This is a genomic window from Microbacterium elymi (assembly GCF_021582895.2).
Lineage (GTDB): Bacteria > Actinomycetota > Actinomycetes > Actinomycetales > Microbacteriaceae > Microbacterium > Microbacterium humicola.
Genome location: NZ_CP091139.2, coordinates 3,519,699 through 3,534,243 on the forward strand (window position 1 = coordinate 3,519,699; position 14,545 = coordinate 3,534,243).

Consider the following 14,545-nt stretch of genomic DNA (forward strand, 5'->3'; position numbering starts at 1 on the left):
CGTGATGTGGGGTGCCGGTGGGGGCGGACTGCCCCCACCGGATGCGGTCACTCCTGGTGCGTGCTGATGTACGTGACGGCGTCGCCGACGGTCTTGAGGTTCTTCACCTCGTCGTCGGGGATGGTGACGCCGAACTTCTCCTCGGCGTTGACGACGATCGTCATCATCGAGATCGAGTCGATGTCCAGGTCGTCGGTGAACGACTTCTCCAGCGCCACCTCGTCGGCGGAGATCCCCGTCTCGTCGGTGATCAGCTCGGCAAGGCCGGCGAGGACCTCATCGTTGGTGAATGCCATTTCTGCTCCTTGTTCTGGATTCTTCAGGGGACGAGGCCCGGCGGGCCGTGGACAAGTCTATGGTCGAGTGCGTTCCGGTCAGGGGAGCACGACGACCTGCGCGCCGAAGACGAGCCCGGCGCCGAACCCGATCTGCAGCGCGAGCCCGCCGGACAGCTCCGGATGCTCCTGCAGCGAGCCGGTGGGTCGCCAGCGGGATGGATGCCGCCGATGTGTTGCCGGTGGTCTCGATGTCGTGGGCGATCGTGACGGTGTCCGGGAGCTTGAGCTGCTTGGCGAACTCGTCGATGATGCGCAGGTTGGCCTGATGTGGGATGAACGCGGCCAGGTCCGCGGCCTCGACACCGGCCGCCTCCAGCGCGCGCCGGGCCACCTTGACCATGTCCCACACGGCCCAGCGGAACACCGAAGGCCCCTCCTGCCGCAGCGTCGGCCAGGGCACGGTGCCGTCGCGGAACTCGGTGAGGGTGGCGTTCATGCCGACCAGCTCGGCCTTCGAGCCGTCCGAGCCCCAGACGGTGGGACCGATGCCGGGGGTCTCGCTCGGCCCGACCACCGCCGCGCCGGCGCCGTCGCCGAGCAGGAACGAGATGCTGCGGTCGGTGGGGTCGACGAGGTCGCTGAGCTTCTCGACGCCGACCACCACGGCGTAGGTCGCGATGCCCCCGCGGATGAGGGCGTCCGCCTGCGCGACGCCGTAGGCGAAGCCCGCGCAGGCGGCGTTCAGATCGTAGGCGGCGGCGGGATTCGCGCCGATGCGGTCGGCGACGATGGCCGAGACCGACGGTGTCTGCTTCGGGTTGCTGATGGTGGCGACGATGACGGCGTCGATCTTGTCGGCCGGGATGCCGGAGCGCTCGACCGCCTCGCGGGCCGCATCCGTGCCCAGCTCGATGGCGCTCGTGTCGTGGCCGGCGCGCACGCGCGTGATGATGCCGGTGCGCTGCCGGATCCACTCGTCGCTGGAATCGATCGGACCGACCAGGTCGTCGTTGGGGACGACGTTCTCACCGCGGGCCGCGCCGTACGCGTAGATGCGGGTGTGGGCGGGCCCGGTGGGCTGGGTCAGGCTGATGCTCATGCGGCTTCTCCGGTCAGCAGTGCGGTCGCGGCCGCGAGGTCGTCGGGCGTCTTGACCGCCACGCTCGGCACGCCGCGCAGGGCGCGCTTGGCGAGGCCGACGAGGGTGCCGGCGGGGGCGAGTTCGACGATCCCGGTCACTCCGTGGTCGGCGAAGGACGCCATGCACAGGTCCCACCGCACGGGCGAGGCGACCTGCGCCACCATCAGGTCGATGGCCGCGGCACCGGAGTCCACGACGGAGCCGTCGCTGTTGGTCCACAGTGTCAGGGCCGGATCGGATGCCGTCACCTCGGCGGCGGCGGCGCGCAGGGTGTCCACGGCCGGCGCCATGTAGCCGGTGTGGAAGGCGCCCGCGACCTGCAGCGGGATCACGCGGGCGCCCCGGGGGGCGTCGGCGGCCAGCTCGGCGAGGTCGGACAGCGCTCCGGCGGCGACGATCTGGCCGCCGCCGTTGTAGTTGGCCGGGGTGAGGCGATGCGTCTGCAGCGCCGCCAGGACGGTGGCCTCGTCGCCGCCGACGATGGCGCTCATGCCGGTCTGGGCCGCCGCGGCGGCTTCGGCCATCGCCCGCCCGCGGGTGCCCACCAGCTCCAGCGCGTCCGCCGGGGCGACGACGCCGGCGGCGGCCAGCGCGGCCAGCTCTCCGACCGAGTGTCCGGCGACACCGGCGGGGCGGGCATCGGCGGTCAGGGCGGCGTAGGACAGCAGGCTCGCCGCCACGATCAGCGGCTGGGCGACCTTGGTGTCGCGGATGCGCTCGGCATCCCACTCGGTTCCCGCGGCCACGAGGTCGACGCGCGCATGGTCGGAGAACTCCTGCAGGCGCTCGCGCGCGCCGTCCAGTTCGAGCCAGGGAGCGAGGAAGCCGGGGGACTGCGCGCCCTGACCGGGGAAGACGGCGATGATCACTTTCCCATCCTGCCAAACCCTGGGACGTCCAACTGGCAGAGACCGCACAAGAATGTCAGGAACGTTTGTGCCTGCTCCACAGGGCTCAGCGGGTGCGAGGCCCTGCGGGGGCCTTCCGACGGGTCGCGTCGGTGCCGATGGCGCCCAGGATGAGCGCGGTCTGCAGGATCAGCGCCTCCCGTGGACCCGTGGCATCCCACCCGATCACCTCGGAGACGCGCTTGAGCCGGTAGCGCACCGTGTTCGGGTGCACGAACAGCTCCCGGGCCGTCGCCTCCAGCGACCGGCCGTTGTCCAGATAGCTCCACAGCGTCGTGACCAGATCGGTGCTGTGGTTCTGCAGCGGCCGGAAGATCTTCTCCACCAGGGTGTTCTTCGCCAGCTGATCTCCGGCCAGCGCGCGCTCGGGGAGCAGGTCGTCCGCCTCGACCGGGCGCGGCGCGTGCCGCCACGAGCGAGCGACGGCGAAGCCGGCCAGGGCCGCGCGGGCGCTCTGCCCGGCGTCCACGAGCGCGGCCACCGTCGGCCCGAGCACGAGGTGGCCGGTGCCGAATCCGGGCTCGAGGTGCTCGGCGATCTGGAGGAACGGCAGCTCGGTCGCGGGGTCGTCCGGCCCGCGCAGCTCGGCCCGGCCGATCACCAGCACGAGTCGGGAGCCTTGGACGCCGATCAGCACATCCACCCCGAGCTTGCGGGCGGTGCGGCGCAAGCTGGTCGACGTCGAACATCGGGGGAGTGGTGCCCACCAGGACCGCCACCTCGCCGTGGCCGTGCCAGCCCAGGGCGGCGATGCGGCTGGGCAGCTCCTCGTCGGCGCCCCCGGTGAGGATGGAGTCGACGACCAGGGCCTCGAGCCGCGCGTCCCACAGTCCACGGGCCTCGGCGGCCCGCGCGTAGACGTCGGCGGCGGCGAAGGCGACCTCGCGCGAGTACAGCAGGATCGCCTCGCGGAGATGCTCGCCGCGGCCGGCGACCTTCTCCTCGGTGACCTCGACGGTGACCCGGATCAGCTGCGAGCGTCTGCGTCAGACTGACGCTCGCGGCAGCTCGCGGGGCGCGGCCGCGAAGATGTCCGCCGCGATCCATGGGGTGGAGTCCGGATCCTCGTACCACTGGATGAACGAGGTGATCCCGGCCTGCGCCACCAGCCCCACCGCGGAGCGCCGCGCCGGCGGCATCTCGGCGTACCACGGCAGGGACTGCTCGAGGCGGTTGATCGTCGCCGTGGCGAGGTCGCCCGAAAGGCGACGGAGCCAGACGAGGGTCTCCGCCTTTCCCGTGGGGGCGCTCTCGCTGATCATCGCGGGATCAGCTCTCGCCGCCCGCGTTGCCGCTGGTGCCGGCGGTGACGTCGTGCAGACGGTACTTCTCGATCGCCTGCACCGACAGGCTCCGGTCGACCGCGCCCTGCTCGGCGAGGGCCTGCAGCGTGCGCACCACGATGGACGGCCCGTCGATCTTGAAGAATCGGCGCGCGGCGGCCCGCGTGTCGCTGAAGCCGAACCCGTCGGCGCCGAGGGTGGCGAAGCGGTTCGGCACCCACGGACGGATCTGGTCCTGCACCGCGTGCATGAAGTCGCTGACGGCGACCACCGGGCCCTCGGCGCCCTCCAGCTTGCGGGTGAGGTACGCGGTCCGCGGCTCCCGGTCGGGATGCAGGAAGTTGTGCTCGTCGGCGGCCAGGCCGTCGCGGCGCAGCTCGGACCAGCTGGTCACACTCCAGACATCCGCCTGCACGCCCCAGTCCTCGCGCAGCAGCTTGCCCGGGCCTCCAGCGCCCAGGCCACGCCGACGCCGGACGCCATCAGCTGGGCGCGGGGGCCGTCGCCGTCGGCCGAGGCGATGCGATGGATGCCGTGGAGGATGCCGTCGACGTCCACGTCCTCGGGCTCGGCCGGCTGCACCATCGGCTCGTTGTAGACCGTGAGGTAGTACATGACGTTGGGGTCGGGATGCTGCCCGCCGTACATCCGGTCCAGGCCCGCGCGGACGATGTGCGCGATCTCGTAGCCGTAGGCCGGGTCGTACGCCACGGTGGCCGGGTTGGTGGAGGCCAGCAGCGGCGAATGCCCGTCGGCGTGCTGCAGCCCTCGCCGGTGAGCGTGGTGCGCCCGGCGGTGGCGCCGATCACGAAGCCGCGCGCCATCTGGTCGCCGGCGGCCCAGTTCGCGTCGCCGGTGCGCTGGAAGCCGAACATCGAGTAGAAGATGTAGACCGGGATCAGTGGCTCGCCGTGCGTGGAATACGAGGTTCCGGTCGCCGTGAAGGCGGCCATCGCCCCGGCCTCGTTGATGCCGACGTGCAGGATCTGCCCCTGTGCGCTCTCCTTGTACGCCAGCAGCAGCTCGCGGTCCACCGAGGTGTAGTGCTGGCCGTTCGGGTTGTAGATCTTCGCGGTCGGGAAGAAGGCGTCGATGCCGAAGGTGCGCGCCTCGTCCGGGATGATCGGCACGATCCGGTGGCCGAAGTCCTTCGTCCGCAGCAGGTCCTTCAGCAGCCGGACGAACGCCATCGTGGTGGCGATCTCCTGCGTGCCCGACCCCTTCTTCGGCAGTGCGTACGCCGCATCATCCGGGAGGGCCAGGTCCACGTGCGTCGTGCGCCGCTCGGGGACGAACCCGCCCAGCGCACGACGGCGCTCGAGCATGTACTGGACCGTCTCGTCCTGGGCCCCGGGGTTGTAGTACGGCGGCAGGTACGGGTTCTCCTCGAGCTTGCGCGTCCGTGAACGGGATGTGCATCGCGTCGCGGAACTGCTTGAGGTCCTCCAGCGTCATCTTCTTCATCTGGTGCGTCGCATTGCGCCCCTCGAAGTGCGCGCCCAGGCCGTAGCCCTTGATCGTCTTGGCGAGGATGACGGTGGGCTGGCCCTTGTGCTCGGTGGCGGCCTGGAACGCCGCATAGACCTTGCGGTAGTCGTGCCCGCCGCGGCGCAGGTTCCAGACCTGGTCGTCGGTGAAGCCCTCGACCAGGGCGCGGGCGCGCTCGTCGCGGCCGAAGAAGTGCTCGCGCACGTAGGCGCCGCTCTCGGCCTTGTAGGTCTGATAATCGCCGTCGGGGGTCACATTCATCAGGTTCAGCAGCGCGCCGTCGACGTCGCGGGCCAGCAGGTCGTCCCACTCCCGGCCCCAGATGACCTTGATCACGTTCCAGCCGGCGCCGCGGAAGAAGCTCTCCAGCTCCTGGATGATCTTCCCGTTGCCGCGCACCGGTCCGTCCAGGCGCTGCAGGTTGCAGTTGACCACGAACGTCAGGTTGTCCAGGCCCTCGTTGGCGGCGACCTGCAGCTGGCCGCGGCTCTCCACCTCATCGAGCTCGCCGTCGCCGAGGAACGCCCACACACGACCGTCGGACACGTCCTTGATCCCGCGGTTGGTCAGGTACCGGTTGGCCATGGCCTGGTAGATCGCATTGATCGGGCCGAGGCCCATCGACACCGTCGGGAACTGCCAGAACTCCGGCATCAGCCGCGGGTGCGGGTAGGACGGGATGCCGTGGGGAGCCTGCGACTTCTCCTGGCGGAATCCGTCCAGCTGGTCTTCGCTGAGGCGCCCCTCGAGGAAGGCGCGGGCGTACATGCCGGGCGAGGCGTGCCCCTGGAAGAAGATCTGGTCGCCGCCGGAGGGGTGGTCCTGTCCGCGGAAGAAGTGGTTGAAGCCGACTTCGTACAGCGACGCGGAGGACGCATAGGTGGAGATGTGGCCGCCCACCCCGATGCCGGGGCGCTGGGCGCGGTGCACCGTGATGGCGGCGTTCCAGCGGATCCAGGAGCGGTAGCGGCGCTCGAGCTCCTCGTCGCCGGGGAACGGGGCCTCGTTCTCTGGGGCGATGGTGTTGACGTAGTCGGTGGTCGGCACCATCGGCACGCCGAGCCGGAGCTCCTTCGAGCTCTTCAGCAGGCTCAGCATGATCTCGCGGCCGCGGCCGGCTCCCTTGGCCTGGACCAGCTGCTGGAGCGACTCCTGCCACTCGCCGGTCTCGTCGGGGTCGCTGTCGAGGGGGCCCTGGGAGTACGGATCCTGATCGTGGACAGTCACGGGTGACCTTTCTTCGGCCGGCGGATTGCGTCGGCTGCGGGCTTCGGGCGTGCACCGCCGGGGTCGACGCGGATGGCACACCGCGCACCAGCCTAGCGACTCGAGGCGGCTGCGACGTCCCGCGGCGCCGGCGCCGCGCCACCGGATGGGCGCGCCCTCTCGTAGACTTGCGGCACGGGCCTTTAGCTCAGCTGGTAGAGCGCCACGTTTACACCGTGGATGTCGTCGGTTCGATCCCGGCAGGGCCCACGTGAACGCACAGCCCGCGCAAGCGCCGCCTCCTCGATGTGGCCGAACTCGACACCCGTATCCGGCAGGCCGAACACGCCCGCAGCAGTCCGGCCCAGGCCGCGCGCGTGCGCGAACTCGTCAGCCAGCGGCAGACGCTGACGCAGGAGCTCACCGCGCTGCAGGGCAGTCGTGACGGGGTGCAGGCCGAGCTGGGCCGGGTCGAATCCGACATCGCCGTGGTCGACGCGCGCAGCGAACGCGATGCGCAGCGACTGAACACGGTCTCGAGCGTGAAGGACGCCCAGGGGCTGGAGAGCGAGCTCGCCTCGCTCGCCCGGCGCAAGAGCGACCTGGAGGACATGCAGCTGGAGCTGATGGAACGGCTCGAAGAGGCCGAGTCCGCGGTCGCCGCGCAGGCGGCGCTGGTGGCCGAGGTCAACGACGAGGGCAGTCGCCTCAGCGCCGAGGGCAAGACGGCGGTCGCCGAGGCGACCGCACAGCTCGAGGCCGCCACGCGCGACCGTGCCGCCATCGCCGCCGAGCTGCCGGGCGAGCTGATCGCCGCGTACGACCGCGCAGCCCTGCGCAGCGTCGGGGCCGCCGCTCTGCGCGCGCAGACGTGCGAGGGCTTGCAACATGGTCCTGTCCGGCACCGATCTGGCCGCCATGCGGCAGGCGGCCGAGGATGCCGTGGTGAACTGCCCCGAGTGCGGGTGCATCCTGGTGCGCACCGAAGAGTCGGGGCTGTGACCACCGCGCGAGACCGGTGAGCGCCCCGGCGGACGCGTGCATCGTCGTCGGCCGTGACGGCGAAGACGTCGAGCTGGCACACCTGGACGCGGATGGCGTCGAGCACCGCCGGCAGCGGCTGGATGCGTCGGCCTTCCCTCGGTTCGTCTCCGACGCCGAGAGCGGACCCGCTCCGCCGCGCTGGGTCTGGTCCGACACGGCACGGCGCTATCCGCCGCTGCTGGCGGCCGGGGTCCGGGTGCGCCGCTGCCGGGATCTGCGCCTGTGCCACGCGATCCTCCGGGACAGCGAGCTCGTCACCGAGACCGACGCGATCCGCGATGCGCGCGAGTGGGATGCCGCACCCGGCCCGTCGGACGAGGCCGATCAGGCGCTGTTCTCGCTCGGCGAGGACTCGGCCGCGGCATCCGGGACGCCCGACGATCTGGACGGCGCGCTGCGCGAGTTCGTGCGGCAGCGGGCGGCGACGCGCTCGGCGCGGGAGCCGGGCCGGATCGATCTGCTGTGCGCGGCCGAGTCGGCCGGCGCCCTGGTGGCCGCCGAGATGCGGGCCGGCGGACTGCCGTGGGACGTCCCCGCGCACGAGCGGATGCTCGAGGAGATCCTCGGCCGTCGCCCTCACGCCGGGGGAGTGCCGGAGCGGATGGTCGCCCTCGGCGCCGACATCCGCCTGCTGCTGGAGGATCCGCAGGCGAGCCTGGACTCGCCGGCCAAGCTGCTGCGCAGTCTGCATCGGGTGGGCGTGCCCGCCCGCACCACGGCGAAGTGGGAGCTGCGGGAGTTCGACCACCCCGTGATCGAGCCCCTGCTGGAGTACAAGCGCCTGAGCCGACTGCTGAGCGCGAACGGCTGGGCTTGGCTGGCGGAGTGGGTGCAGGACGGGCGGTTCCGGCCGGTCTACCTGCCGGCCGGCGTGGTCACCGGGCGGTGGGCGTCCTCCGGCGGCGGCGCACTGCAGATCCCTCGCCGTCTTCGGGCCGCGGTGCGGGCCGACGCGGGATGGACCTTCGTGGTGGCCGATGTCGCCCAGCTGGAGCCGCGGGTGCTGGCGGGCATGTCCAGCGACCGCCGGCTCGCCGACGCGGCGCATGGCCACGATCTGTACGCCGGCATCGTGGACAGCGGGGCGGTGGCCACCCGCGCCGAGGCGAAGGTGGCGATGCTGGGCGCGATGTACGGGTCCACCACCGGCGAGAGCGGGCGGCTGCTGCCGCGGCTTGCGCCGGGCGTACCCGCGCGCGATGGGCCTGGTCGACGACGCGGCCCGGGTCGGAGCGGACGGCGGCGTCGTGTCGACCTGGCTCGGTCGCTCGTGCCCGCCGGCGTCACCGCGGTGGATGCAGACGCAGCGGCTGGCCGCCGACGAGACCGGCACGGCCGCCGAGCGCGATCGGGCACGTCGGGACGCCGGGGATCGGGGCCGGTTCACGCGCAACTTCGTCGTGCAGGGCACCGCGGCCGAATGGGCGCTGGCCTGGCTGGGCGAGGTCAGATCGCGTCTCGCGCAGCTGCCTCCGGTCCCGGATGCCGAGGCCGCCCCGCGATCGGGAGCTGCGCTGGCCCGCGTGCCCCACCTGGCGTTCTTCCTGCACGACGAGCTGATCGTGCACACGCCGCAAGCGGTATGCGGATGCCGCCGCGGCGATCGTCGGCGAAGCGGCGGCATCCGCCGGCCGGCTGCTGTTCGGCGGGTTCCCGATCGACTTCCCGCTCGACCTGAAGATCGCCCCGACCGCGCAGAAGGATTGACGCTCACTCGCAGCGCAGCGGCGTGCGGGTCACCTCCGGTGCGGTGAGCATCGGCGTGTGCACGATCTGGGCCTGCGCGTCGTCGTCCACCACGAAGCGGAACGTCAGCACGTTCGTCTCACCGGGCTTGCAGATTCACGTGCGTGATGCTGCTGGGGTGGCCCTCGGCATCCTCGTTCGCCGACGGGTTGACCTTGCCGTCCACCGTCACGCCGCCGAAGAACGCGCCCGCGGGGGCGGCGACCGTGACGTTCATGCCGATGTCGCCGGCGCCGACGCCCCACAGTCCGCCGCCGGTCATGCTGATCGGCATCGTCCCGGCGTCCTTCGGCGCGGTGCTGGTCAATGAGACCGACACGGCCACCGTGTGCTTGCCGTCGGCACGACATGTGCCCTGGGCCACCGAGATCGCCGTGGTCATGTACGGGGCCATCTTGCCGCCGGTGTTGTCGTTGAAATACACCGCGTAGGCGGAGTCGCCGGCCAGCCGCTGACGCACCAGCGGACCGCCGAGGGGGCCCGAGGCGATGGATTTCTGGGCGTCGGCGTCCGCGCTCCACACCGAGATGCGGTCGTCCTGGATGGGCTGGGCGAGCGCTTCGGCCCATTCCACCGGCGACATCCCGTGCGTGAACACGCGCGCGAACACCGAGGCGGTGGACTGCGCGAAGAACGACGCCTGCTGCTCGGAGGTCATCGTCAGGTAGGGATCGACGAGCACGCGCTGGACCAGGTTGTCGGCGCTGAGCGTGCTGCCGTCCCCCAGCGTGACCGGTCCGGTCACCGCCAGCAGCGACTCCAGCACGATCGGGTCGATCGAGATGACCGCGTCCGGCGCGGCCCCGCCGTGCGCGGTCCACCAGGCCGAGGCCAGCCGGGCCGTGAGCGAGAAGTCGGCCGGGATCGTGGTGTCCTGCACGAACCGCCCGATCACGTTCCCGTACAGCGCGGTGAGCGCGTCGGGGATGGGGGCGATCTGACGGGTGCGGTAGTGGAACGCCGACGAGTCGGTCATCTTCTGCATGGTGAAGCGGCCGTCGGCGGCCCGCATCTGGACGAAGGTGCCGGTGATGCCGCCGCCCGTGCGCAAGCTCGGCCGGGTTCTGCACCATCAGCAGGATCGTCTGCGGTTGATCGGTGCCCAGGAGCAGCGGCAGGGCGCCGGCCGACGAGGCCAGCGGCTGCAGCACGGCGTCCGCGTTGCCGACGAGGTCGGTGAGCTGGGCGACGCCGGAGGCGACGGGCGTGATGAGCGCCGTGGCCGGGATGCCGGCCAGCCGGGTCGCGGCGCGGTGCAGAGCGGATGCCGCGTGGTCGAGCGGGCCGTCCGCGCCGACCGCGGCATCCAGCGCCTGGTTCGACGGGCCCTGGGCATCGCCGAGGGACGCGGCCACGTCCAGGATCGGCGAGACCACATCGGCGCTGACCGTGTCGACGGCGTTCGCGGCGACCCGGACGGCGGCCAGGTTCGGGCCGGCCACCGGCAGGAGCTCGGCGGTGGTCCACAGCGGATCGGCCGTCAGCTCGACCGCGCGCCGCGCGTGCACGGCCAGTTCGTCGTTGACGGTGCCGAGTTCGTTCAGGTCGCGGTCCGCGATCGCGGTGCTCATCCGCGAGGTGAGCGACTGGATCGCGTCCACCTCGCCCTTGACCATGACCGCGCGCACGCCCACCCAGACGACGGCTGCCGCGAGGATGCACAGTGCGAGGACCAGGCCGAGCGCATACCAGGGGGCGGAGCGTCGCCGCCCCCGGACCATGCTGGCCATCGGTCAGCTGCGACGCAAGCCGCCGCGCCAGCAGCGCCCGGCGCCCGCGAGGAGCACGATCCCGCCGCCGATCGCGATCGGCACGACGGGGACGTTCAGACCCGTCACCGGCAGGATCGAGGCGGCCGATGCCACGCCCGGCGCAGCGCATGCCGAGGTGGCAGGCGGGTACGACAGCGGCACGGACAGCTCGGGGTTCACCTTGATGGTCGCGGTGATGTTCCCCCGCGTCCAGCCGAAGTTGCCGCCGGTCTGCGTCTGCTGACCGTTCACCAGCTCCCATCCGGGCCAGGTCAGGCCGTTCCCCTGGGCATCGGTGGTCGCTCCGGGCCAGAGCACGGTGCCGGACAGCTTGTTGTTCACCAGCGGACCGAGGTCGAGCGGGAGCGTGTGCGTGCCGTCCGAGAACACCAGCGTGACCTCGTGCCCGGTGGCGATGTCATCCGGGTCGGTCAGGACCACGCTGAATGAGATGCGCGGCACGTCGCCCACGCACTCGCTCAAGGCGGTGGATCCGGCCAGCGAGGGCGAGGTCGGCGTCCGTGGCGTGTAGTTCGAATCGGTGCTCGTGGAGCTTCCCGAATCGTCGGCGCTGCCATCGGCTGCGAATGCGGCCGATCCGGCGCCGAGGATCATGAGCGCGGCCACTGCTCGGAACCGCTGCGGTCTTGCGAAACATCGCTGCCTCCCCAGTAGGCAATAAATCGACCATCCCCATGGCCGACGGCACCCTCCCCAGTCGGGGTGCACCGGCAGTCTAGCGCACAACGTCTCCGGGGACGAGGGGCCGACGCGCCGGATCCGGATGCGAGCGGCTAGGCTCGGACACGCGAATGGGTCGGCTGGATGGTCGCGTCGCGGGCGGTTCGCCGCCTCGCGCCGAGGAACGTCCGGGCTCCACAGGGCAGGGCGGTGGGCAACACCCACCCGGAGTGATCCGCGAGAAAGTGCCACAGAGAGCAGACCGCCGGGTTCGTCCCGGTAAGGGTGAAAGGGCGGTGTAAGAGACCACCGGGGTCGCGGTGACGCGACCCGCACGGCAAACCTCGCCCGGAGCAAGGCCATACAGGGGATGTTGACGCGGCCCGCCGAGTCCCCGGGTAGGCCGCTGGAGCGGTGCGGCAACGCATCGCCGAGAGAGATGACCATCCACGGGGCGCGAGCCCCCGGACAGAACCCGGCGTACAGGCCGGCCCATTCGCCTCGTCCGTCGGGTCTGTGCCCGCGCGTGCGCTCAGTCCGCGGCGAGCGCGGCCGCGCCGATGATGCCGGCGTTGTTGCGATGCACGGCGGGAAGGATCGGCGTGTCCAGCTCGAGCAGCGGCAGGAACTCGTCGGCGTGCTTGGAGACGCCGCCGCCGACCACGAACAGGTCCGGGCTGAACAGGAACTGCAGATGCTCGTAGTACCACTGCAGGCGAGCCGCCCACTTCTTCCAGCTGAGGCTCTCGCGCTCCATCGCCGAGTAGGCGGTGTAGTGCTCGGCGTCGTGCTTGTGTCCGGCGCGCTGCAGGTGCCCGAGCTCGGTGTTCGGCACCAGGATCCCGTTGTGGATCATCGCCGTTCCGATCCCCGTGCCGAGGGTCGTCAGCAGCACCAGGCCGTCCCGTCCCTGTGCCGCGCCGTAGCGCACCTCGGCGATGCCGGCGACGTCCGCGTCGTTGGCGAAGTGGATGTCGCGGCCCAGGCCGTCCTCGAAGAACTTCTCCGCCTCGAACCCGACCCAGTCCTCGGCCACGTTCGCCGCCGACAGCGTCCGCCCGTTCTTCACGATCGCGGGGAAGGCCACGCCCAGCGGCATCCGCTCCTCGGCCACGTCCAGCGTCGACAGGACCTCCTTGACGGCGGCCAGCACGTCGGCCGGCTTGGCGCCCGTCGGGGTCGCGACCTTGATCCGCTCGCTGAGCAGCCGGCCCTCGCGCAGGTCGACGATGCCGCCCTTGATGCCGGTGCCGCCGATGTCCACTCCGACCGCACGGGTCGTCTCTGCTGCCATGTCTCCAGCCTATCCAGACCGTCGAGCCGATTCCGCCCTGTTTCGCGCACGCGCGGTCAGTAGGATCGAACCACGACCCGGCACCGCGGTCGGTCCCGGATCCGGCGGCATCGAGGAGGCATCGTGGCAGAGAACGACGACAAGTTCTGGTTCAATCTCGTCACCGGCGAGGTGGAGCGCGGCATGCAGGCCCCCGCCCCCGATCGTGCCGGCCCGTTCGACACCGCCGAGGAGGCGGCACGCGCCCCCGAGGTCATCCGGGAGCGTTCGCGGAAGTGGGCCGAGGAAGAGCGTCGTGAGGACGACTGGGGTTCCGGCGGCACCGGCAGCCGGCGACGAAGGCTGAACGCCACCGCGCCGCAGGGCGCGCACGGGGAGGGAAGATCTATGGACAAGCAGCGAGACTTCGTGCTGCGCACGATCGAAGAGCGCGGCGTGAAGTTCGTGCGGCTGTGGTTCACGGATGTCGTGGGCACCCTCAAATCGGTGGCGATCGCACCAGCCGAGGTGGAGGGGGCGTTCACCGAGGGGATCGGCTTCGACGGATCGGCGATCGAGGGGCTGACCCGTTCGTACGAGTCGGACCTGCTGGCCAATCCCGACCCCACGACGTTCCAGATCCTGCCGTGGCGGGGTGAGATCGACCCGACGGCGCGGATGTTCTGCGACGTGACGACCCCGGACGGACAGCCGGCGGTCGCCGACCCGCGACACGTGCTCAAGCGCACCCTGGCCAAGGCGGCAGACGCCGGGTTCACGTTCTACACCCACCCCGAGATCGAGTTCTATCTGCTGAAGTCGTCGAAGATCGGCCCCAAGGGCCCGGTCCCGGTCGACTCGGCCGGCTACTTCGACAACGTCCCCGGCGGGACGGCACACGACTTCCGCCGCCGGTCGGTGCGGATGCTGGAGGACCTGGGCATCTCGGTGGAGTACAGCCACCACGAGGGCGGTCCGGGTCAGAACGAGATCGACCTGCGTTATGCGGACGCGCTGACCACGGCCGACAACATCATGACGTTCCGCACGGTCGTCAAGGAGGTGGCCATCGAGCAGGGCGTCTACGCGACGTTCATGCCGAAGCCGCTGGGCGGGCAGCCGGGCAGCGGCATGCACACGCACATGTCCCTGTTCGAAGGCGACGTCAACGCGTTCTACGAGGAGGGCGGCCAGTACCAGCTGTCCCAGGTCGGACGCCAGTTCATCGCAGGGCCTGCGGCACGCGAACGAGATCGCGGCGGTGACCAACCAGTTCGTGAACTCGTACAAGCGGCTGTGGGGCGGCGACGAGGCCCCGAGCTTCATCTGCTGGGGACACAACAACCGGTCCGCCCTGGTGCGGGTGCCGATGTACAAGCCGACCAAGGGCCAGTCGTCGCGGGTCGAGTACCGTGCGCTGGACTCGGCGGCCAATCCGTATCTGGCCTACGCGCTGCTCCTGGCGGCCGGGCTGAAGGGCATCGAAGAGGGCTACGAGCTGCCGGGCGAGGCCGAGGACAACGTGTGGTCGCTCTCGGACGCCGAGCGGCGGGCACTCGGATTCGCCCCGCTGCCGGCGAGCCTGGACCACGCACTGGAGTACATGCAGGACTCGGAGCTGGTGGCCGAGACACTCGGCGAGCAGGTGTTCAACTACGTCCTGCTGAACAAGCGGCGCGAGTGGGAGGAATACCGCGCACAGGTCACCCCGTTCGAGCTGGCACGCAACCTCGAGATGCTCTAGGA

Annotated in this window: 9 protein-coding genes, 1 tRNA gene, 1 other RNA gene and 4 pseudogenes; 5 read left to right on the top strand and 10 right to left on the bottom strand. The window is 71.1% G+C overall.

The genetic code is table 11. From position 1 onward, the window contains the following. Positions 1 to 47: 47 nt before the first annotated feature. The 7 genes and pseudogenes from L2X98_RS19205 to L2X98_RS21990 form a co-directional block, all read right to left on the bottom strand. Positions 48 to 296: an acyl carrier protein gene (locus L2X98_RS19205; protein WP_259611929.1), complete on the bottom strand. Its 249-nt coding sequence runs from the start codon at positions 294 to 296 to the stop codon at positions 48 to 50. A gap of 78 nt (positions 297 to 374) precedes the next feature. Continuing rightward, positions 375 to 1,377 (bottom strand): annotated as a pseudogene (locus L2X98_RS19210) (beta-ketoacyl-ACP synthase III). Beyond that, a complete protein-coding gene (locus tag L2X98_RS19215; RefSeq protein WP_259611930.1) occupies positions 1,374 to 2,288 on the bottom strand; it encodes an ACP S-malonyltransferase in 915 nt (304 codons plus the stop codon). The pseudogene L2X98_RS19210 and the gene L2X98_RS19215 overlap by 4 nt, the downstream one beginning before the upstream one ends. An 85-nt stretch (positions 2,289 to 2,373) precedes the next feature. Then, a pseudogene (locus L2X98_RS19220) lies at positions 2,374 to 3,589 on the bottom strand (PucR family transcriptional regulator). Between the two features lie 7 nt (positions 3,590 to 3,596). Continuing rightward, positions 3,597 to 4,025, bottom strand: a complete 429-nt coding sequence (locus L2X98_RS21980) for a transketolase-like TK C-terminal-containing protein (protein ID WP_354002854.1) — start codon at positions 4,023 to 4,025, stop codon at positions 3,597 to 3,599. Beyond that, positions 4,001 to 4,935: pseudogene (locus L2X98_RS21985) on the bottom strand (hypothetical protein). The gene L2X98_RS21980 and the pseudogene L2X98_RS21985 overlap by 25 nt, the downstream one beginning before the upstream one ends. Next, positions 4,856 to 6,325 (bottom strand): thiamine pyrophosphate-binding protein, encoded by a 1,470-nt coding sequence (locus tag L2X98_RS21990; protein WP_354002855.1) that lies wholly within the window; start codon positions 6,323 to 6,325, stop codon positions 4,856 to 4,858. Before L2X98_RS21990 ends, L2X98_RS21985 begins: the two are co-directional and overlap by 80 nt. 176 nt (positions 6,326 to 6,501) lie before the next feature. Between L2X98_RS21990 and L2X98_RS19230 the strand changes: the two genes are divergently transcribed. From L2X98_RS19230 to L2X98_RS19240, 3 genes are all read left to right on the top strand, one after another. Further along, positions 6,502 to 6,574: transfer RNA gene (locus L2X98_RS19230), tRNA-Val, on the top strand. Between the two features lie 38 nt (positions 6,575 to 6,612). Next, complete coding sequence (locus L2X98_RS22575; RefSeq protein ID WP_435526228.1) at positions 6,613 to 7,326, top strand: zinc ribbon domain-containing protein; 714 nt, start codon at positions 6,613 to 6,615, stop codon at positions 7,324 to 7,326. After that, a complete protein-coding gene (locus tag L2X98_RS19240) occupies positions 7,323 to 9,026 on the top strand; it encodes a bifunctional 3'-5' exonuclease/DNA polymerase (RefSeq protein ID WP_259611931.1) in 1,704 nt (567 codons plus the stop codon). Before L2X98_RS22575 ends, L2X98_RS19240 begins: the two co-directional genes overlap by 4 nt. A gap of 147 nt (positions 9,027 to 9,173) precedes the next feature. On the opposite strand, the gene L2X98_RS19245 is transcribed toward L2X98_RS19240, so the two are convergent. Beyond that, positions 9,174 to 10,145, bottom strand: a complete 972-nt coding sequence (locus L2X98_RS19245) for a DUF4012 domain-containing protein (protein ID WP_259611932.1) — start codon at positions 10,143 to 10,145, stop codon at positions 9,174 to 9,176. A 682-nt stretch (positions 10,146 to 10,827) separates the two neighbouring features. Continuing rightward, positions 10,828 to 11,472: a cell wall protein gene (locus tag L2X98_RS19250; protein ID WP_259611933.1), complete on the bottom strand. Its 645-nt coding sequence runs from the start codon at positions 11,470 to 11,472 to the stop codon at positions 10,828 to 10,830. Between the two features lie 186 nt (positions 11,473 to 11,658). On the opposite strand from L2X98_RS19250, the gene rnpB reads away from it, so the two are divergent. After that, an RNA gene (gene rnpB, locus L2X98_RS19255) (RNase P RNA component class A) lies at positions 11,659 to 12,025 on the top strand. Positions 12,026 to 12,058: 33 nt separating this feature from the next. Here the strand turns inward: rnpB and ppgK are convergent. Next, the gene (gene ppgK, locus L2X98_RS19260) at positions 12,059 to 12,820 is read right to left on the bottom strand and encodes a polyphosphate--glucose phosphotransferase (RefSeq protein WP_259611934.1); all 762 of its coding nucleotides are present in this window, start codon (positions 12,818 to 12,820) and stop codon (positions 12,059 to 12,061) included. 387 nt (positions 12,821 to 13,207) lie between these two features. Here ppgK and glnA point away from each other — a divergent pair. Further along, positions 13,208 to 14,543 (top strand): annotated as a pseudogene (gene glnA, locus L2X98_RS19265) (type I glutamate--ammonia ligase). Positions 14,544 to 14,545 lie beyond the last annotated feature (2 nt).